Annotated in this window: 19 protein-coding genes and 1 pseudogene; 1 reads left to right on the plus strand and 19 read right to left on the minus strand. The window is 36.3% G+C overall.

Annotated features, from left to right (window positions below; genetic code table 11):
- Positions 1-47: 47 nt before the first annotated feature.
- The 11 genes and pseudogenes from ACZM4J_RS05650 to ACZM4J_RS05700 form a co-directional block, all read right to left on the minus strand.
- Positions 48-2,024, minus strand: coding sequence for an LlaJI family restriction endonuclease (locus tag ACZM4J_RS05650; protein ID WP_489485758.1), 1,977 nt, complete (start codon positions 2,022-2,024; stop codon positions 48-50).
- Between the two features lie 17 nt (positions 2,025-2,041).
- Entirely contained in the window at positions 2,042-4,039 is a 1,998-nt protein-coding gene (locus ACZM4J_RS05655; RefSeq protein ID WP_489485759.1) for an AAA family ATPase, read from the minus strand.
- Between the two features lie 24 nt (positions 4,040-4,063).
- A complete protein-coding gene (locus tag ACZM4J_RS05660) occupies positions 4,064-5,083 on the minus strand; it encodes a restriction endonuclease PLD domain-containing protein (RefSeq protein WP_412336221.1) in 1,020 nt (339 codons plus the stop codon).
- Between the two features lie 3 nt (positions 5,084-5,086).
- Positions 5,087-6,154, minus strand: a complete 1,068-nt coding sequence (locus ACZM4J_RS05665) for a DNA cytosine methyltransferase (protein ID WP_118364127.1) — start codon at positions 6,152-6,154, stop codon at positions 5,087-5,089.
- A complete protein-coding gene (locus tag ACZM4J_RS05670) occupies positions 6,154-6,363 on the minus strand; it encodes a helix-turn-helix domain-containing protein (RefSeq protein ID WP_118341405.1) in 210 nt (69 codons plus the stop codon). The genes ACZM4J_RS05665 and ACZM4J_RS05670 overlap by 1 nt, the downstream gene beginning before the upstream one ends.
- A gap of 137 nt (positions 6,364-6,500) precedes the next feature.
- Positions 6,501-8,270 carry a relaxase/mobilization nuclease domain-containing protein gene (locus ACZM4J_RS05675; RefSeq protein ID WP_475686665.1) on the minus strand — a complete coding sequence of 590 codons (1,770 nt, stop codon included), beginning with the start codon at positions 8,268-8,270 and terminating at the stop codon, positions 6,501-6,503.
- Complete coding sequence (locus tag ACZM4J_RS05680; RefSeq protein ID WP_475686664.1) at positions 8,249-8,611, minus strand: plasmid mobilization protein; 363 nt, start codon at positions 8,609-8,611, stop codon at positions 8,249-8,251. Before ACZM4J_RS05680 ends, ACZM4J_RS05675 begins: the two co-directional genes overlap by 22 nt.
- A 330-nt stretch (positions 8,612-8,941) precedes the next feature.
- Complete coding sequence (locus ACZM4J_RS05685; protein WP_340262288.1) at positions 8,942-9,316, minus strand: TnpV protein; 375 nt, start codon at positions 9,314-9,316, stop codon at positions 8,942-8,944.
- Positions 9,309-9,650: a plasmid mobilization protein gene (locus tag ACZM4J_RS05690; protein ID WP_116444106.1), complete on the minus strand. Its 342-nt coding sequence runs from the start codon at positions 9,648-9,650 to the stop codon at positions 9,309-9,311. Before ACZM4J_RS05690 ends, ACZM4J_RS05685 begins: the two co-directional genes overlap by 8 nt.
- A 220-nt stretch (positions 9,651-9,870) precedes the next feature.
- A pseudogene (locus ACZM4J_RS05695) lies at positions 9,871-10,926 on the minus strand (site-specific integrase); the annotation flags it as partial.
- 92 nt (positions 10,927-11,018) lie between these two features.
- A complete protein-coding gene (locus ACZM4J_RS05700; RefSeq protein ID WP_489485760.1) occupies positions 11,019-11,204 on the minus strand; it encodes an AlpA family phage regulatory protein in 186 nt (61 codons plus the stop codon).
- Positions 11,205-11,598: 394 nt separating this feature from the next.
- Here ACZM4J_RS05700 and ACZM4J_RS05705 point away from each other — a divergent pair, with 394 nt between their 5' ends.
- Complete coding sequence (locus ACZM4J_RS05705) at positions 11,599-12,147, plus strand: helix-turn-helix domain-containing protein (protein ID WP_489485761.1); 549 nt, start codon at positions 11,599-11,601, stop codon at positions 12,145-12,147.
- Positions 12,148-12,886: 739 nt separating this feature from the next.
- Here ACZM4J_RS05705 and ACZM4J_RS05710 read toward each other — a convergent pair.
- The 8 genes from ACZM4J_RS05710 to ACZM4J_RS05745 all read right to left on the minus strand — a co-directional run bounded on the left by ACZM4J_RS05710 (position 12,887) and on the right by ACZM4J_RS05745 (position 20,195).
- The gene (locus ACZM4J_RS05710) at positions 12,887-13,585 is read right to left on the minus strand and encodes a trypsin-like peptidase domain-containing protein (protein ID WP_489485762.1); all 699 of its coding nucleotides are present in this window, start codon (positions 13,583-13,585) and stop codon (positions 12,887-12,889) included.
- A gap of 13 nt (positions 13,586-13,598) precedes the next feature.
- On the minus strand, positions 13,599-14,045 hold the full coding sequence (locus ACZM4J_RS05715; protein ID WP_489485763.1) for a hypothetical protein: 447 nt from the start codon (positions 14,043-14,045) through the stop codon (positions 13,599-13,601).
- A gap of 14 nt (positions 14,046-14,059) precedes the next feature.
- Positions 14,060-15,067 (minus strand): hypothetical protein, encoded by a 1,008-nt coding sequence (locus ACZM4J_RS05720; protein WP_489485765.1) that lies wholly within the window; start codon positions 15,065-15,067, stop codon positions 14,060-14,062.
- 560 nt (positions 15,068-15,627) lie between these two features.
- Entirely contained in the window at positions 15,628-16,881 is a 1,254-nt protein-coding gene (locus tag ACZM4J_RS05725) for a plasmid recombination protein (protein ID WP_489485766.1), read from the minus strand.
- A gap of 434 nt (positions 16,882-17,315) precedes the next feature.
- The gene (locus ACZM4J_RS05730; protein ID WP_299119360.1) at positions 17,316-17,561 is read right to left on the minus strand and encodes a complexin-2; all 246 of its coding nucleotides are present in this window, start codon (positions 17,559-17,561) and stop codon (positions 17,316-17,318) included.
- 111 nt (positions 17,562-17,672) lie between these two features.
- A complete protein-coding gene (locus ACZM4J_RS05735) occupies positions 17,673-18,791 on the minus strand; it encodes an AAA family ATPase (RefSeq protein WP_489485752.1) in 1,119 nt (372 codons plus the stop codon).
- Positions 18,784-19,113 (minus strand): plasmid mobilization protein, encoded by a 330-nt coding sequence (locus ACZM4J_RS05740; protein ID WP_489485753.1) that lies wholly within the window; start codon positions 19,111-19,113, stop codon positions 18,784-18,786. Before ACZM4J_RS05740 ends, ACZM4J_RS05735 begins: the two co-directional genes overlap by 8 nt.
- Positions 19,114-19,118: 5 nt before the next feature.
- Entirely contained in the window at positions 19,119-20,195 is a 1,077-nt protein-coding gene (locus ACZM4J_RS05745) for a site-specific integrase (protein ID WP_302623909.1), read from the minus strand.
- Between the last annotated feature and the right edge of the window lie 7 nt (positions 20,196-20,202).

Consider the following 20,202-nt stretch of genomic DNA (forward strand, 5'->3'; position numbering starts at 1 on the left):
TTGCTTTTTATCTGGCATTTATTCTTTAACTGTACATTAGCTGCACGCTATAAATACACATCTCTAACAAGTTCCATTATTTTATCTGTCAGCATATCAAGCGACTTTCCATCCGCCATAGATTTAATATCTGATTTACTTTCAATGCATTTTTTTAGTACTACTTTAAGTACTTTTTCATCTCTAAGTTCCGCTTCTGATAAATCTTTTATAATTCCTTCTATCTCAATAGAGGCATCCGCAATCTGGCTACAGCGATTATATGAATCTCCCATATCCTCTGCCACCATACTTTCATGGTCTTCTTTTTCATACGGATTAAATCCATAAAAAGCATTACTTGCAACAGGGCATATAGCATCATATATAATTTTTGCACCCAATTCTCTTTTTATCTGTTTCGGATATATAAGCCTGCCTTTGTCAGATTTCATTTCCAGTTTCTTCTCTGCCAGTTTGCTGGCAGTCGTGATTCTCGTAAGATATGCTATCATCCTATTTGCAAAGTTTTGACTATCTACTTCATGTCGTCCAATTACTGGAATATATTTGTCCATCTCATTTTCACTAAGTATATGATCTGCTAAATATAAAGAATACATTTCTGATGCACAAAGCTTTACAACTGCCACATTCTCTAGTTTTTTATCTCCGATTTGATGAAGCATATCCATCTGCACCCATCCATATTCTTTATCTCCAGATTCATCAGGACATAAAAACATATTCTGCACATATTTGTATCCTTGCTTTGTTATAAAATCATCGTACGCAAGTTGATATAAATACTGCTTTGTAACATCTGCCACTCCAGGCTGTCCTATAACTTTGTATTCTGACGCATTCTTATGAAAATTAATGTTATAATACTTTGCATCATATATGCCAAAACAATATTCTCCACTATCACCACACTCATAAATACTAATCAAATCTGGTCGTAGTGTATCTGACTTTTCATCACTAATATTATCTGAAGTCTTATGCCATACTGGTCTGTCAATTATTTCTATTAAAGTACTATCTTTACTTTCTTTATAATCATCACAAACTCCAAGTGGCAACTCTGATAATTTTACATTTAAAACATTTCCAAAATTCTGTGCACACACTTTTTCCCATACTAAGTTAAAGCTGTTGGTACCATATATGCTAAAACTATCAATGTTATTAAAGCTTGCTTTTTGTGCTATATACGCATACATCGCCTTCAACACCAGTTGTTTTCTTGTGTTGTACTGCACATTAAGTTCATTTTGTATCCTATATAAAATATAATCTTCATCCCCAAAATCTTCCAGTTGTTCTTCCGACAGCTCTACTGTCACAATATTAAATAACTCTGGCAGATCGGATTCTTCAAGTTCCTTTGAAAATTTAGTCAATACACATGCATGTAAGCGTCTTATAAAATCATATTCATCTGAAGTCCGCTTTTTTGTCTGTAATTCAGTATAATATGGCCTGTTATTTGATATATATGAAAATGTTTCATTGATTGTTCTGTCCCACAGTATTTCTCCTGTGCCATTAGTCTCAACAATATCAACGTCATTAGCATATATTCCATTATCATAATAATCCTGTAGCAAATACAGCATTACTGCCAATAAGTTAAACGATCCTCCATCATCACTTTCATTATATAGTTTTATTACCTGCTCTTTTGAATTATATTTTTCCAAAACACGCATAATCTGCTTCATCTGCGCTATTGGACTGCCGCAAGAGCTAATATATTTAGGATAACACTTTAATACCCATCCATATACAACAATTACTCCAACAAATGAAAACACATAATATAATTCCCGCTCTCCACTTTCGATATCTGTTACTCTGATATCTTCCTCAACTAAGTCAGAGAGCATACTTTGCCTATTACTTTTTTTAACATTTTTAACAATTCCATACTCTTTTAACTTTCTTATAATCTGCACTGTTTCATCAGCAGTGCATTCAAATATTTTTCTAAGTTCATCTTGAGTATACCGCTTCTGCTCTTTGACATATTTAGAAATCATTTAGTAACATTCCCTTCTCATTCTAATTCACTCAAATATTCTTTCTTGATTTTGTCTCGGATTTCTTTACAGAAAATATCTATGCCTCTTTTATCAAATTCCTCGCAAATTGCTGAATATTGATTTCTTATATCCTCATCACAGCCTCCAAACAACATATGCCTTCTCTGCTTTGCTGCATCTTCAAATAAGTACATAATAATTTTGCTCTTAAAAGTCTCTCTAAATGCTTCTTCATTGTCTAAAATACTTTTAGATACAAAAAATGGTCCCATAAGCTTGTCTTCATTTATCTTATAATCTCTTGAGGCAAGTGTTGTATTTATAGCCTTCCTAAGCTCATTCCAGTCAACTCTATATGGCACCTGTGCTTTATCACACACTAAATATGTATCTTTAATTTTTTCTTCCTTATGGTTAATGCCTATATATTCAAAATTCCATCTTCTTTTAAATGCTGTATCCATTGGGAATACACCCTGATCTGCACTATTCATCGTTGACCAAATATACATATTATCTGGTATCTTTATTTCATCATACTGCTCTGGCTTTCCACCAAGTTCTTTTGCCAAATATGCCTTTATATCTTCAGAAGGTTTTACTGGGTATTGACTTGCATTTCTATCGTCTCGATCTAAAAGCTGAAATACCTCTCCAAATACAGCTGTAACATTTGCTCTATTAATTTCCTCTATAAGAAGCAGAAATGGTTTTACATCTTCCTTATTCCCCAACTGTCCATTTTCTATTGCCTTTACATATGTCCGCATAAATGGTCCTGGAACATACTCATATGATATTCCATTTTTTGTAGGTACCGGCTTATATGTTCCAACAAAATTAGCATATGAATAATCTGGATGGAATGTAACCCTTTCGTACTCTCCACCTTCTGAAATGAGATCCTTCTGCTCGTCATTCAGCTTAAAACTTTTTCCTGTTCCTGGTGCTCCAAATACAATTCTATTGTGTGCATATACACTCCCCGTATCCTTATTTTTACGTGAACACCCTGTATAATAATCAGGTTCAATATATGGCTTAGATTCCATTTCTTCCTCCTCAGAGCCTTCATTCTCTATGCTCATTTCTTCCTGAATAGAATTTACTGCATCCTCTTTGCTTTCTCCAAATTTTACAGATGTTGGTATCATTACAGTAACTGCTCCAAGCACCCTGTCCATAAATTCTCTGTCAAAAATTCCCTTAAATTTTTCAAGCATTTCCGGGAATTCATCAAGTACTGCACGTATAACCGCAACCGCCTTTACCATATCCAAAGTACTTAATGCCTGTGACGGATCTCTTGATAACTCTGGTCCTATATATGGAGCATCGTATGCTTCTCTATAGCTTAAAAAATCTTCCCTTTTAAATGGCTTTTCAAAAACACAGTCAACTTCTATATCAAACTTAAAGTATTTTTCCTTACCATTATATCCAAAATCATAAGGCTCTCTAATTACATGTGCTACTCCTATAAACCCTGGAACCCAATCAACCTCTGATTTTCCTGTGTCTCCTCCCAATGTAACAAATACATGCTTTCCAATATTCAATTCCTCTTTCAGAGTATAAACGCCATCAACTGTTATATCTTTGTTTCCATTGAGAATGTTATGTACTGTATCTGGAAAACCACATTTCATAGATACAAATGTTGGCTCTTCATTCTCATATCCATGAATAATCTCCGCTACAGCTTTTTCCAATTGGTCGGTAGAATAATCCTTATACAGCTCAAATACTTCCTGATACGCATGTCCTCGTCTTCTTAAATCTCTATCATCACTCCAGCCTTTTCTTCCATTGTTAGGAAAATAAAAATCAAAAGCATCCTTTGCATGTTTATATGTTGTTTTCTTTGTTCCAAATCTCTTTTCTAACACTTCCCAATCATGCATTCTCTGCTTATATCTTGCGTCTGTTTTAGGAAGCATAGCATAATACATGCAGACTAACGCCTGTTTTTGCAAATCGTCTAAATTATTGATATTGATCTTCTGCTCCATATTGTTCTCTCCTTAATGCCAGAATTAGTACTCCAAAGTATATATGCCATCTTCATACTTTTTAAACAAAACCTTTGTTTTTCCATATTGATCTAACATTTGTTTCGTAATATATGTACCATCCGGCACTCCAAGTTTATGCCTTATCCATTCTCCTATTATCGCATTACTTTCTGGAGTTTCTAATGCCTTTCCCTTTGCTTGTGCCTGTCTCATATAAAAAGCATCATATTCCTTTGTTACAACCTTAAACACTGGATACGTTCCATCAGCATTTACATCTGGGAAAAATCCATCTTTATGATCTGCCACATTATATGGAATATACGCCTGGTTTCTATTTCTCTTATAGCCATTTTTACGTATTCCCCAATTTACGCCAGAACCATATCCCGTATCGCTGCCATCAGCTTTCAGTAAAGAAACTTCTAATGTATCTACCGGCTCAATAGTCTGATAATTCTCCCAAGATAAATTTTCCAAATTAGTATCCGCAACATCATCTTCCACATTTTTCTTGCTAGAAAATGAAACCTTATCTTTTATCTGCCCATCAAAGCAATTTATCGTATCAGGTAATAGACTGTTGAAATAATGGTTTGCCTCTTTAGGATTACATACATCCATGCATTCTCTTCTTGCAAAAAATGCATTCATGGTATAATTAGCTGAACCATTAAAAGCTTCTATTGCCTTTCGCCCCCTGCACCATACATACACCTTTGAATGTACCTGTTTACCTTCCACAATATAATTGCATGATATCTGAGGCATTCCAGATACACTATTCAATCTTTTTATCAATGAACATATCTTGTCATGTTTCTTTTGTGTCAGCCCCGTACCCTTTGTCATTCCAAGTATAATGTCCACCTTTATTCCAGACACATATTCTTTATTCCTGCCATCAAATAGTTTTATCAAGTGACTTGATATTCTCTCAACATCGGTAAATGCTGTAACAATTTTCAAATGATTACATGCTTCGCCATCTTTTCTCGCTGGTATAAACAATATTTCTTCTTCAAAATTATCAGTATACATACCTTACTCCTTTATACTTGGTTCTACACTTTCGTAGTCAATTCCCGCAAATGTTCTTAAAATAGCTTCAAAGATAATTTTAGCTCCTTTTGCAGGTACCGCCATACCGATTTGTTTTCTAACAGACTCTTTAGATCCCTCAAAAATGTAATTATCAGGAAATGTCTGTAATCTTGCCCTCTCTCTATTAGTCAATGCTCTTGGCTCCGAATAATGATACATATGCGTTCCACCGCCACCAGAACCAGTTACTGTATATGCAGGTTTATCTGGATCTAACCTCTTATAAATCTGACTTATCTTTGCCCCTTTCACTTTAAGCTGCAATTCTTCTGGCAAATCCGCAGTAAACGCATTTTCTCCCGGTTTAATATATTTCAATCGTTTTACAACTATTTCGGATTGCTTTGTTAACTCGTTATTATAAGCTTCTTTTCCGATTGGAGGATTCTCTATTGCATTCTTACAAGTAACATCAACATTTTTATATGGTTTTGGACTAGGTATTTTAAATTCATATGGCAGATCCTCCCTGATACCAACAATTATCACCCTATGTCTTGCCTGCGGCACCCCATATTCCTCAAATTTATATAAATTAGGATATATTCTATATCCAGCATTCTTCAAATCTTCCTGTATCTTCTGAAATGCCTTTCCATCATTAGCACTCTTTAATCCGCCAACATTTTCTGCTAAAAACCACAAAGGCTCATATTTCTTTAATACTTTTACCCCATATGTATATAACGGACCATATACACCATCAAATCCCTTTTGCTCACCTACAACAGAAAAATCATTGCATGGAAATCCAAAAGCTAATGCATCTATATCTCCAAGACTGTCAATATCAAGTTTTCTTACATCTCCACAAATAACACTCTCTCCATCATCTGGGCAGATATTTCTCGTATATGTATTACATGTGTCTTTATCATAATCATTTGCCCATTTATGAATAATCTTATAATCTGAATCTTCAATCTTCGCTGTCGTTGCTCCCAGTGCCAATCCGCCAGGACCACAAAATAATTCTCCAAGTTTAAATTCTTTTACAATATTCTTCATCAAACTTTATCTCCATTTGCTAATATAAATTCTCTGTTAAATTCGACACCCAATACATCTGCAATTTTCTCTAAATCTTCTACTGTAAAACTTTCTCTTTTCATTTTCGAATTAAAGCTTTGTGGCGATTTTCCCAGCCGCCTTGCCAGTTCTGCTTCACTTACACCACATCTCACACACAATACTTTTATTTGTTCTGATATTGTCATGCACCAATCCTCCTGCTTACTATCTGTTTTTATATTATAAACATATTTTTTGATAATGTCAAAATAATTTTTAAGCATATAAAACTCAATGAATCAATATTTTTCTACCTAATACATAACTGGAAGAGACAGAGGAATTACCTTCCTCTGCCCCTATTCCACATCTTATCTTCTGCTTTATCTTTACCAGCATCTCTACCAACACTCTCATCATACATTCTCTGGAATTCCTCATACATTTCGTCGCCATCCAGCTTTATCCCCAGCCTTTTCATTACATCCGAGAACAACCATATGCTTCCACTAACATCAGCAATATCAATTCCGAATATATCAGCCTTAACAGAATCACTAATATTCTCATAACCACCAAACTCTAATATCCTCCTGACAATCCAGCCAGCTTTGTCCACAGACACTTTTTCTTCAGATTCCATAAATTCACTTTTACCTGTTACATCATTAATATCTTCATCCATTCTTGCCATATTTACATCAGACACATTACGAATATCTGGCATTACAGACGTATCGTTCTGATTATTGTCTGGATTCATTACCACAACATTCGTCTCCGGCTCAACAGCCACATCTTCCTCAAACACAGCCTCCTCTTCCATCCTTGGTATCTCAATATCCCTGTCTGCAACTATTTCTTCATTCCCCGCCACCGCATAATAAGCCGTATACAAGTCTTCTTTTATAATGCCATCAGCAAGCTGTATCTGCCTCTTAATCTTTCTTTTCTCCTGCTTCAATTCGTCCAGTTCTTCCTGCACTTCCACATGCCATATCTGATACTCACGATACTGCTCCTCGTTCTTAATATTCCGTTTCCGACTTGAGCTTTCTCTGTATATTTCATGCTGTCTGTCCTCAATCTGCTGAATCTTTTCTTCCTGCTCACTTATGAAATCCACAAGCTCCACAATACTTTTAATGTCATTATTCACAAGTAGCAGATATTCATCCTGTAACTGATGAAACCTCTTCAAATCCTCTGCATACTTTGCTCCACCAACTACAAAACGCTTCTGTTCTACAACCCTTAATCTGTATAGCTTTGCATAAAACTTCTTCTGGAATGGTGACAGCTTCGCCCTGTGTAGTCCCCTGATATCCGACGAATAAAAATAAGGCTTTGCCATCCAGGGCATATCCACATAATGCCGTAACATATCTTGTGAAAACATCTCGTCCAGCTTTGCCAGTTTATGATAATACCGAAATCCCGGTGCCTGCACCTCCATCCATGCGTCTTTCTTAAATACATATCCAAGTCTTTTCATCAGATATTTAAAATGCTCCACATTCCCGGCTGCATATGCACACATCTTGGCATCCCTTAGAATTATTTCTTTCATTGACATTTCCTTTTCCCACTTATCCCTGCTGATATTTTTCGGATTCCTGCTGTACTCTGCCGGCATGATGGAAAATCCAAGTTCATCACAATATTTATTTGTAATTGGCTGGAGATGATTTTTCCAGTTGCTTTTCGGTGAATTGTATTTCTTGCCGGTTGTCATGCTTACACTGTTCCAGATCAGATGCCCATGCATATGTTCCCTGTCAGTATGGACTGCATACACCGCCTCATAATCATCACCAAGCACATCCTTTGCGAAATGCTCGAGGACATACATTGCCTGCTCTGCCGTTACTTTTTCCTCCGGCGAAAACGATATAATCACATGATAGCCCTGCCTTTTACCTGTCTTATGAAATATATTCTTTGTCTCTTCCATCTGCTCAAATGCTGTATCCGGCAGGCAGTTAATACCGCCCACCAGTACACATTCTTCTGTCTTATCCGGATTCTGAATATATTCCAAAGCATTCTTCAGGTGCGATGCCGGATTTCTACCTTCCGATTCCATGATATTCAGGATCTTTGTAATCGCCATATTTCCAGCACCTCCCCAAATGTTTTCTTTACATCATCCAGACTGCTCTGCAGTTTATCAATATCGCTGTAATATAACTTTCCCTGTGAATTGCCAAGCTTTACCGCCTGATTAATATTATTTGCAATACCGGCAATAACACGGATTACTCTTGCCCTGTCCTCTGGATAATTTGTATCAATGTTGCCGCCTGTCCGGATCAATTCTCTTATATATGCACTTGCTGTCATTCCTGTTCGTTTAAGTGCTGCTTTTAGAATATCCATATCTTTCTCTGACAGCTTCACAGATACCTTATAATCTTTCCTGTCAGACTTGTATCTTCTCTTTCCATCTGCCATACGTTTCTCCCCTTTCGTAGTTTTCTAATGCTGTATCAAACCAATCTCTTTTTATCTGTACCATTGCTTTTTCAACCTCTCTTAAAATTGTGTTCATAGGTTTTGCAAGATGCGGAAAAGGTCGGACCTTTTCCCGAAAAAATATAAACGCCATCAGCGTTTACATAATTTCTCGTCTTGGCAGGAGCACCTGCACCCTGTATATGATATGTGGTGGTTAATATTCCACCACAATTACTGATATGGTGGCGCTTTTTGCCGTCACTTTACTGTTTTGGGGGCGCTTTTTGCCCCCACTTTTGCATTTTGACGGCACTTTTTGCCCCCACACTAATGAAACTGCATCACTACATCCATAATAACGATTTCCTCTGCCATCATCCTGGTCTGTGTTCTTAGCTGTAACTGTTCTGTAAAGGAATTTGGGTTCTTTGGCTTATGCTTTTTCAGCCACTTAGCTTCAATATCATCGAGCAGCTCATATGCTGTATCATTGACTTCATCTGCTCGCTCTTCAAGCTCCCCGAACCGCACCAGACTCTTATATCTCATTGGATATTCTTCCTTGATATATTTAATCCACATTCGCCCATACTTTCCTACTTCTATATCTGCCTTCTCTGTCCCTGCGACAAGAACCGGATAGAAGATTCCATCCCTTTCTTCATATGGGATACCTAGCTTTTCAAATGTTGTCTTACTCATAATGATTACCGCCTTTCTCATCACTTTGCAGAATATCAAGCACATGCTTTAATGGAACCAGCAGTTCTTCAACATCTATACCTCTGTCTGCTTCATCTAATGTCTGTAATTCTTCCAGTATCGTATCAAGATGCACCTGTACTTTCTTTGCCACCTTCATTCCACCAACAACCCTGATTTCATGCTTCAGAAGACATTGGATGATATAATCCTGTTTTGAAAGTCCGCTGAGTGAAACCTTCACATTCAGCTCCTGTGCTTCCTCCGGTGACATACGAAACGCTACTACAACATTTCTCCATCTGTTCTTGGCATCCAGCCTTTTCTCGCTCATAATAATCTGCTCCTTCCGATATAAAATCTATTCTTTTAATTTCAGCTTCGTATATCCAGCAAAACTTGTACCCGCATTATCAGACTGCCTTGTACTTATCAATGCTTATAATCTTTTCCGAAGCCGCATCCATATCAATCATAGGTGCTGTTTCCTCTGTCTGCATGATTTCTACATCATCATCCTGCTCTTCACAATCCTCAAAGCTTGCATTGACAGCATCAAGTCTGTCCGCCATTGCCACCTGCTTTGACGGAAACAGATGCGAATAACGATATGTGATATCAATGCTCTCATGACCAACCCTGTCAGCTATTGCAACTGCGGAAAACCCGAGGTCGATCAGATGTGAAATGTGCGAATGCCTTAGATCATGGATTCTGATTTTCTTCACACCGGATAATTTGCAGCCACGCTCCATCTCATGATGAAGGAAGCTCTTTGTTACCAGAAAAATCCTGTCTGTTGGTTTCTGGTCATATAACATTGCAAAATATTCCTGCATTTCTTCTGCAAGGAACTTTGGCAGCTTGATTGTCCTGTTGCTCTTAGATGTTTTCGGTGTTGTAATAACATCCTGCCCCTGCAGCCGCTGATACGATTTATTTATTCTGACTGTGTTCTTTTCAAAGTCAAAATCTTCCATTGTAAGAGCAAGCAGCTCACCTAATCTCATTCCTGTCCAGTACAGCATTTCAAATGAATAAAATGAAACCGGCTTGTCAATCACCGCTTCTGAAAACTTCTTATATTCCTCAGTTGTCCAGAAAAGCATTTCCTTCTTTTCTTCCCTGCCCATATTTCCGGCCTGTCTTGCCGGATTTGATTTCAGATTATAAAACCTGCATGCATGATTGAATATCGCACTTAAAATGTTGTGCATTGTCTTTTTGTAAGTCTGGGAATAACTCTTCCCATTCTCATTACGGAATGCAACCATCTCATTCTGCCACTTGCGTACATCTCCCGGTGTAATCTCATTCATCTTAATATTCTTAAAATATGGAAGTATCTTTGTATCCACAATGTGTTCTTTGGTAAGCCATGTGTTGAGTTTGACATAATTTTTCACATCCTCTGTATACAGCTTCCAGAACTCTCCAAATGTCATATCCAGATTATTCTCCTGCCGTATTTTGTAATTACGCTCATAATCCAATGCTTCTCTTTTTGTTGCAAATCCTCTCTTCTTTATCTGTTTATTTTCCCCAGTCCAGTCCTTACAATAGAATTTGACGAACCAGGTGCCTGTCTTACTGTCTTTATAAGCTGGCATATTCATCATCTCCTTCTTTCCATATGCATAAGCAGATGCCTAAGCCGTATCGCTTCCGCACCTGCCTCTGCCTTAATCTTCTTACCTGTTGCTTATACTACATCACTCATACCATAAATGCGTTCTTCAAAATACTTTCTGCTTACTTTTCCACGAATCACAATGTAACCCTTATTTTCAAGTTCACTGTTAATCTGTCTCATAAGCTTGTATGCTGCGGATCTTGAAATTCCAAGAATCTGCATCACATCTCCTACTTCTAAAAACTTTTCGTTCATGCCTTTCACCACCTTTCCTTTAAATATTTGTTTTGGCGTTTCTCCATACCAGTTCTGCTGATGTCACAACCAGCCTCCTTACCTGAGATAATCTCCTGTAATACCGCCCGCTCCTGCTCGAGGTACTCGGTCCGCTTGGGGGAGTGTCTACATTCGCTCGATTCCTATGAATGTCATGGCAAATGCCTGTTAGATTTCTGTACCGCTCATTCAGTTATTTTTCAATACCATATCGTATAGATAATTGAATTAATATTATTCTATACCGTGTTGTATTGAATTGTCAAGAAGTTTTTCTAATGTTCTTGTATAGAAAAACTTCCATTTTCATTTTTTCCGTGTTATACTGTCTTTAACAGTCCATCAGAGACAGATAAACGGAGGTAACTACACTATGACAATTGGTGAAAGAATAAAGAAAATACGGGTATTCCGTAAAATGACAATGGATGAGCTGGGCGGTGCACTTGGCTTTGAAGGCAAAAATATGTCTGTCCGCATATCCCAGTATGAAACCGGTGCCCGCATTCCCGGTGAAGATATGATTCTAAAGCTTGCTGATGCTTTGCGCTGCAATTACAAGGCAATCTCTGATTACAGCCTTGGTGCTGCTGAAGATATCATTGAAACACTTTTCTGGCTTGAAGAAAGTGCCACATCTCTCCCGGCACGTGGAAAAGGTACAAGATTCCCAGAGTACACAGCTCCCAGCAACCTGATTCATCTGACTGCAATGACACCTGCAAAATCTTCCGAGGCTGCCAGACCAACTTACAACGAAGATGATTATGACAGTACAGGCTCACCTGTCGCATTAACTTTTGAATATGGATTGGTAAATGATTTCCTTTCGGAATGGTGTGAAATGAAAACGAAATTAAATAATGGAGAGATTTCTCCTAATGAATATTTTGAGTGGAAAATAACATGGCCTCAGGCATAAATGAAACTATTCCTGCACAGCTCACTTTAGTACCAAAATAGTACCACAAGGCAAAAAACAAGCTCGCAAATGCCCATTTTACTAGGCTTTGCGAGCTTTTGAAAATTATTCAAACTCGGCTTGCACCGAGTTAAACTTAAACATATTTGTTTAGGTTTTGTGTGCTTTTATCTGTTAATTTACCTATATTATATTATTTGTATTATTCTTCTGATTTCGTGTTGCCATAGTGTTGCCACAAGGGTATTATACTAAGTTTATGATTATTTGCAAAGAGATTTCAAAAAACTTTTCTTAAATCCTTTTCTTAGATTTCTTTCTCTGCATTTTCCCTTTCTGTTTTATTTTTCAAATATACTAACATAACATAATTCACAGGGAATAGCCTCTCATATATTACTTTCTGGATTTCTATTAAATATCGTGTAAGTTCATTTTTTGCTTAATCAAGTATTACCCCAAGAGGCTTTATACCCTTTCTATTTTTCATTTCCATCAACCTCAAACATAATTCCTTTTATTCCGTTCATTATTTTTTCCTCACTTCCATTTTTAAGTGTAAAAAAGTATGTACCATTTCTGATAAATGCTTAACTCTTAAACATGTAATTTTAATAAAAGACACTATTTATATAAGGAGATGTATTAAAATAATTTTATTTATTAAGAATTGAAGTTATAAACAAATTACATTTGCAAATCAAAGTAACTTATTATAACTGATTGAATAACTTCATCTTTATTCATTTGATAAAAACTCTCTTATTTCTTTAATTGAAACAGCATAAGAACTAGCATATGTAGGATTACCATATGAATCTAATAATCTAAATGAATTTATTCCTACTATTTCACCATTAGCATTAAATATAGGTCCTCCGCTATCACCATTTTCAATTGAAATATTCGTTTGCACCACTCCCATTTCTTTAGAATTACGAACGATTTTTTTATAGGCACAACTTACAATCCCTTTTGAAACGCTTAATCCATTTCCCAATGTATTGCCAATACTGTAAACTTCCATTCCCAATATAATACTATCTTTATCACTAAAAATTATTGGAGACAGATGATTACCCGTCTCTTTTATATTCAAACTCAGTAGTAAAAGATCATCTTTTTTACTAGCTCTTATAACTTTACACTCCTGCCAGCCATTAGATTGATAGAACTTTGCTTTTATTATATCTTCCTTTGTTTTCTCCACTAAATGATTACATGTTAGGATTTTATTGTCACCAATATATATTCCCGTTCCCATGCTTGTTTTATTCTCGCCAACTTTTATTTCACAAATATTATTGATGACCTTACTAATAGGGCTATTATCACTTTGTCCGTGCTCATTGCAAGAAACAATTTTGACAAATGTACCTAAACATAGCAAGTCTAACAATAATAAATTAATAATAAAAATTAAATATATTTTTTTCAAAGCTATTCTTCCTTTAAATTTTTATTCTGATTTCACACAATTCACCATCATTCAGCAAAACATTTATGTTATGTGTCACACAAAACCACTCTCCGTTTTTGGGTTGCTCTTCCATTAATATAACGATTATTTTCTTGGCTTTGTCAAAAAAAATTTTTCCTTTGTATCCGATATCATACCCTACTCCTTTTTCTAAATGTTGATACCTTTTATAAATCAACATTCCTCTCTTTGGTGTAATATTTGATACTTTTGTAGAAGAAATATTATTTATATTCCCTAAAAATCCAGATATTCCAACAAATAGGCCTGTGTCAATATCAACATCTATAGTCAAATATGTATTCTCTATACATAAACTAGCGCCTGCTTTTTCTCCATATATCATTAGGCTTTCTTCTTCAACTTGATAGAGACTCCTTGCTATAGTATTGTCTGTACCAATAATTTCAAATTTCAAAACTATCTCCCTTATTACTTTTTAAATAGAAAATGAACAACTGTTTTTGTTTTTGTGTTAACAACCAACTCCCAGACTCCTTTTGTCTTATTCATTGTTCCTGGAACTTTCCATTTATAACAATTTGCAGCGGTTTTATCTACTACTCCTGTAGCAGATTTCATTATTTCTTTTACTAGTAACTGTGATGAACGATATGGTCTTTCAGTATGCCCTAACACAGTTTTTGTAAATTTGAATGCGCTCTTAGACTTCATACAATTAGACACTTTACTGCATTGTGATGCAACTTTTACTGCACTTACAGATGCCTTAGTTCCAACATAGCCTACTCCCCAACCAGCAGCAGCACCAAGCACTCCTCCTATGACAGCTCCTCCTGCGACATAATGCCATCTTATCTCTTTGTATTTAACATATGAAGTCACACCACCTACCACAGCTCCGATAGCTGCGCCTACGATAGCTCCAATAAGAATTGCTGGCAAGATACAATCATCTATACATTCGTCATTTTCAACTTGTTCCATTACCTCACCTAAATCATATATTTCGTCATTATACTCATAGGTTCCTATAATATATTCATCTTGTATAGCTACATTGCCAGTAACATCTGTTTCTTCAACAACTTCATTTGTTTCTTCATCTAGACAAGAAACTTCGACTTCAATTTCTCCTGTCTCAATATCGTAATCTATATCATTCTCAATTACAACCATCTCTTCTTCATCTTCTGCTGAAGTATAATTAATGCCTTTGTAAACACTTAATGGAATTGTTTTCACGGCCTTTGCTTTTATTTTCTTATCAGACTTTTCACTATATGATAAATTATCTACAAATTTTTCTAATCTACTTTTTGAATAGACATGCACATCTCTCATATCATTAACAACATAATTTTCATAATCAGCTGCTAATGCACCTCTTTCAGCATCTGAATAATATTGCGTATCAAGTAATCCAATTGTAAGCGTCACAACAAGTAATAATGATATTAATTTCAATTTTCTTTTCATAACATCAACTCCTCCTTTGTTTTTTCCAAATTTTACAAAATAAACATAGCTATCATACACATAAGTCTCTTCAATGTCAAGCATTACAATTCCTTAAATAATATTTAATTTATTCTATTAAATTAAGTTTTATCAACACCTTGTTTAAAAAATTCTTTATTATACACTCATATTAAGTTTCCCATAAAAGTAACTCCCTACAAAATCTTTTTTTGTTTTAATTTGCAACCTGGGGGGTTACAGGAATATACCGAATCATAAGTCTATTTAATTAAAAGCCGACAGTACTATTACAACTATTAATTGAGCTTATTAGTATTCAATATTAACCACACTAATACTTTTACCTTAACTATTAAAGTTGCTTCAGACTAACTAAAACGACTTAATTTCTAATAACATTTATGATTCTACTGATTTTATTACTTTATCTATAATTTTAACTTCCGAATTGCTAATGTTTCTTTTCTCAGTATTTTCCTGATATTTTTTCATTTCTTCTTTTTCTTTACACTATTTTTCAGTATAAATTATTTTCATTCCATATTCTTATGGCAAATTTATAATGTTAAATTATTTTCCCTTTCCTCCTTCCCCATCTCCACAATCTTTTCATAATCCTCATCCTTAACAAATCGTCTAAAATATCCAAGCAAAAACTCTGATTCTTCCAATTCATAAATCCTTTCATTCTTTTCATCAAGTTCCTGTTCCAGATATTCTTTAGACCATTTAAGTTCATCATTATCTCTTATCAACTTTTTCCTATCTTCATCCACCCTCTCCAGCTTCTTCTTTAATTCTATTGATTCCGCAAAGCAGCTTTTTGCCATTTTAACTATTCTTTTAAATATTCTGTTTAAACCTGCAAGAAACGGCATAACAATCTTTTCTCTATAAGATTTTGCACTCATCAGTCCTTTAGGCTCTTCCGGACCTTTTGCTACCTTTTTTTCAAATTCTTTAATGTCCTTTATTCCCCATTGTGCCACGGCATCAGCTTCTTTCATTTCTTTATATGTTTCCTCCAGCTTCTTATCTGCTATTTTCCTTTCAACAGTCTTTTTTAGAATTTCATTATTCAGATTTTCAACCTCTTTTACTGCTTTTTCATATTTCTCATTTTCCTTTTTTACCTTATATTCCTTAACTGCCAAATCATTATTGCGACCTTTTTCCTTTCCTTTCAGAAATTCTCCAATCCATATGAATGACCTGCCCTCTGCGTATTCTCTTATTCTGCCCTGCAATACTTTTTCAAGAAATTCCTTTGTACAAACCTTTCTCTTTGATACCTGCTTTGACATTCCCTTTTTAAATCCGTCAGCTACGGGAACTGCCACCACGTGCATGTGTGGACTTGCCTCATCATAATGTATCACTGCATTTGCCACAACAAGATTTGGTGCTTCCTTCTGTAACATGTTAAGCATTTCTTTAAAGGCTGCATCCATCTTTCTTCTCTTGTCAGAGTTCTTATCCCAGAACTCCTTGTCTCCTATCTGAAAAATAAGTTCCACTGCCATGTCTTTGTTTGACTTTGCTGTCTTTTCAAAGTAATCATCAATCTTTCTGTCATCCCTTGTCTGCTTTTTGTTGTATTCCCTGACTGCTTCGTCAAACTGTTCCTTATATACTTTTTTTACATCCTGCACTAATTTATCCGTACCCCATAAAATTACAATGTTCTCCTTATCGTATTCCAAGGAGCGGTACTTTCGTAAATTGTGCTTTGCAACACCTGAGAGTTTCGCCTTGCTGTTAATGGCACTGTTCTTCTGACTCAGGTGTGCTGAATATGATAATCCTGCCATAATCTCACTCCTTTTTTTCTTTTATTGTTTTGATACGTGCGGTGACACCTGCACGTTGTTAGTCTTTAGTAGTCTGCCCGAGGCTGTTGAAAACGGGTGGTTCTTATCAATTTGGCTCTGCCATAATTGATAACCCCCTAGCAGTTCTGTCATAGACACAACTGCGGGGGCTCTGCCGAGGGCTTATATAGCTGCTATCAATGCTTTACTCATAACCTGTCAAATGGCATTTAGTGGTTGCTGTAATTGTAATGGCAGCTATATTATGTTTAACCTCGGGACTCCGGGTCCCGCGGTTCTTAGTGACATGATGTCACTAACTTTTAACTGTAACCAATCCTTTTTGGTTCTCCCTGATTATTCTTTAACCTGCAAGTGTCACTTGCAGGTATTGATATTATCAACAGGAACTCTATTTATGTTGCAAGCTGTTACTACCATCTAAAGTCCCGGTGCATTCCAACGGCTTCAAGATATTTCTGTCTGTACTCTTCCCTCTCTTCTTTTGTAGGTGCCATTTTACTTTTTGTGTAATCCTCGTGCCTTGACATCTTGCTTAGTTTTTCTTCCAACTCAGAAATTATAAGATTATTAATTTCTTCATTATTTTTCATGTCTAATACATGATACTTAATCAAAGCCATCATTAATTCATTGCTTATCATTCTGTTTTTGCTCATTTTTAAACCTCACTGTTTTGTAATCAATCTTGTTCCGTGACGATGCGTGACGGTTGTGACGATGATTTACGTGCCATAAAACATCGTCACCATCGACACCATCGTCACGCTTTACTCTTTTTCATATTCCAATGTTATGATTCTGCCATCGTGACAACGCTTATTGTCATATCTGATGCCATAATCCTCATACAGCCTTCCTGCCTTAATGTTCAACTGTCTGGTCAGCTGATTCGGAACTAAATTAATCTCCTGTATCTTATCCATCAGTTCACTTGCCGTTCCCTGAAAACATCCTGCTTCCATCAGATATGTATTAACAGCAGAAAGTACTTTATCTTCCGGCTCTTTCCACAGCTCTGTTTCAGCCTTTTCAAATTTCCACAAACACAACTCAGGTTCAAACTTAAGATAAAGTTTCTGGTCCTGTTGGTCTCTTCCTGTTATGTCAACGGTAGCCTTTAGGTCAGTTCTTTTTTCCTTCTGCATGATGAAAGCTCCGTCAGCTGCACCAAGCAGTCCGTTTGTTCCCGATATCATTTCAAAGGCATCTGATGAATCCATCTTTCTTGTGTGATGAACCACCAGAATGCAAATGTTATGTTCATCAGCAAAGTGTTTTAGCTTTGTAATGATGTCATAATCGTTTGCGTAACTGAATTTGTCTCCACTTATTTCCTTGATTTTCTGAAGTGTGTCAATTATTACAAGTCTTGTATCAGCATGCGCCACAAGAAACTCTTTAAGCTGTTCTTCCAGACCTTCATTGAGATTTTTGGAACGTGTGGCGAAGTAAAAATGCTCTGCCACATCAATTCCAAACATTCTTGAAAGTCTCTGTTGAAGTCTTGCATAATCATCTTCCAATGCCAGATACAGCACTGTTCCCTGATTGGTCTTATGCCCCCAAAGGTCAATTCCTACACTTACACAGAAACCTATTTCAGCCATTAAGAACGACTTTCCAACCTTTGGTGCACCGACAAACAGATACACTCCGTTGTAAATCAGATCCTCAACCAAAGGTTTCTTAATCGGATATACCGTGTCATAAAGTTCTTCCATTGATACTGTTTCCAGATTTTCACCCACCGGGGTACCGGTGGATTGCAAATTGCGAACACAATTATTATCTGTTATACTGTTACTGTGTTTGGTAACACTTGGTGACTGCCCGTTATCTGCGCCAACAGATACGTTAAGGGTAGTCACTGTTGTTTTATTATTCATTATTCTTATCCTCCTTCATTCCGTTCATGGTAACACCGATTAGTTCAATTACCTCTAACAAAACATCATCAACCTCACCTGCACCTGTAATTCTTTTTAACTCCTCATACACGTCATTAAGTCTGTTTTTTAAGGCAATGTAAACCTTTGGATTTCCATTTACCACAATTTCCTTTTCACACAGCCTGCGGATAATGTATTCCTGCTTTGTCAGTCCTGACAGGGCAACCCTGTCATCAATGATTCTTGCCTCTTCCTCAGAAACCCTGAAGGCTACTATCTTCTTTCTCCAACGACCGTGACTGTCCAATGATTTTTCCATTATTCCTAACTCCTTTCCTCTTCAAGTTTTCTTGCCATTTCATCCTGCTTGTTTGGATACATGTGGGCATATTTGTAAGTAATGCTGATTGCTTCATGCCCTACCCTTTCAGCTATGTCAAGTGCTGAAAATCCTCTGTCCATAAGCAGTGAAATGTGTGAATGTCTAAGGGCGTGTATGTTGATTCTCTTAATTCCTGCCTTCTTGGAACCTCTTGTTATTTCGTGTCCAAGATACCCTTTTGACTTAAAGAAAAGTCTCTGGTCAGGTTTCAGGTCATAAAAGCATTTCATGTAATCCTTAATCTCATCTGCCAGAAACTGTGGAATCTTCACCACCCTGTTACTCTTTTTTGTCTTTGGAGAAGTAATGATTTCACGTCCCTTTACCTTCTGATAATTCTTGTTAATTCTCATTGTGTTATTTTCAAAATCAAAATCTGCCGGAGTAAGTGCCAGTAGTTCTCCTTCCCTGACACCTGTCCAGTACAATACTTCAAATGCATAAAACGATAATGGCTTGTCCATGACTGCTTCCGAAAACTTCAGGTATTCTTCCTTTGTCCAGATTTCCACTTCCTTTTCAACGTCATTTTTCATTGTCCCGACTATTGCCGCAGGATTTGTGGATAGCCCATAATATCTTTTTGCGAAATTAAATATTGCGCTAAGCTGTGCGTGAATTGTTCTTAGGTAACCTGATGAATAAGGCTCTCCCTTTTCATTCCTGTAATTAAGCAGTTCATTCTGCCACTCCATTACATCCTTTGGTTTAATCTCATCCATTCTTCTGTCCTTAAAGTAAGGAAGGATTTTGTCTCTTACCACATATGATTTTGTCTCAAAGGTGGTTTCCTTTACCCTTGCCTTCTTGTCTCTTTCGTAGATTTCATAAAAACTTCCAAATGTCATGTTCAATTGTCCGTTTTCGGCTTTCTTCTTATTTTCAAGCCAAAACTCCGCTTCTCTTTTTGTGTTGAAGCCTCTTTTCTGTGTCTGTCTTCTTTTTCCGGTAAAGTCAGTATAGCGATAAACAGCTCTCCATTTTTTCTTATTATTTGCCATGTAAGAATAAACGCTCATGTTCATC

Source organism: Eubacterium sp. (assembly GCF_057858645.1).

Coding starts and splice junctions, on each gene's coding strand:
- ACZM4J_RS05650 (WP_489485758.1), bottom strand. CDS start 2,024: ATGATTTCTAAATATGTCAAAGAGCAGAAGCGGTATACTCAAGATGAA.
- ACZM4J_RS05655 (WP_489485759.1), bottom strand. CDS start 4,039: ATGGAGCAGAAGATCAATATCAATAATTTAGACGATTTGCAAAAACAG.
- ACZM4J_RS05660 (WP_412336221.1), bottom strand. CDS start 5,083: ATGTATACTGATAATTTTGAAGAAGAAATATTGTTTATACCAGCGAGA.
- ACZM4J_RS05665 (WP_118364127.1), bottom strand. CDS start 6,154: ATGAAGAATATTGTAAAAGAATTTAAACTTGGAGAATTATTTTGTGGT.
- ACZM4J_RS05670 (WP_118341405.1), bottom strand. CDS start 6,363: ATGACAATATCAGAACAAATAAAAGTATTGTGTGTGAGATGTGGTGTA.
- ACZM4J_RS05675 (WP_475686665.1), bottom strand. CDS start 8,270: ATGGCGATTACAAAGATCCTGAATATCATGGAATCGGAAGGTAGAAAT.
- ACZM4J_RS05680 (WP_475686664.1), bottom strand. CDS start 8,611: ATGGCAGATGGAAAGAGAAGATACAAGTCTGACAGGAAAGATTATAAG.
- ACZM4J_RS05685 (WP_340262288.1), bottom strand. CDS start 9,316: ATGAGTAAGACAACATTTGAAAAGCTAGGTATCCCATATGAAGAAAGG.
- ACZM4J_RS05690 (WP_116444106.1), bottom strand. CDS start 9,650: ATGAGCGAGAAAAGGCTGGATGCCAAGAACAGATGGAGAAATGTTGTA.
- ACZM4J_RS05700 (WP_489485760.1), bottom strand. CDS start 11,204: ATGAACGAAAAGTTTTTAGAAGTAGGAGATGTGATGCAGATTCTTGGA.
- ACZM4J_RS05705 (WP_489485761.1), top strand. CDS start 11,599: ATGACAATTGGTGAAAGAATAAAGAAAATACGGGTATTCCGTAAAATG.
- ACZM4J_RS05720 (WP_489485765.1), bottom strand. CDS start 15,067: ATGAAAAGAAAATTGAAATTAATATCATTATTACTTGTTGTGACGCTT.
- ACZM4J_RS05725 (WP_489485766.1), bottom strand. CDS start 16,881: ATGGCAGGATTATCATATTCAGCACACCTGAGTCAGAAGAACAGTGCC.
- ACZM4J_RS05730 (WP_299119360.1), bottom strand. CDS start 17,561: ATGAGCAAAAACAGAATGATAAGCAATGAATTAATGATGGCTTTGATT.
- ACZM4J_RS05735 (WP_489485752.1), bottom strand. CDS start 18,791: ATGAATAATAAAACAACAGTGACTACCCTTAACGTATCTGTTGGCGCA.
- ACZM4J_RS05740 (WP_489485753.1), bottom strand. CDS start 19,113: ATGGAAAAATCATTGGACAGTCACGGTCGTTGGAGAAAGAAGATAGTA.
- ACZM4J_RS05745 (WP_302623909.1), bottom strand. CDS start 20,195: ATGAGCGTTTATTCTTACATGGCAAATAATAAGAAAAAATGGAGAGCT.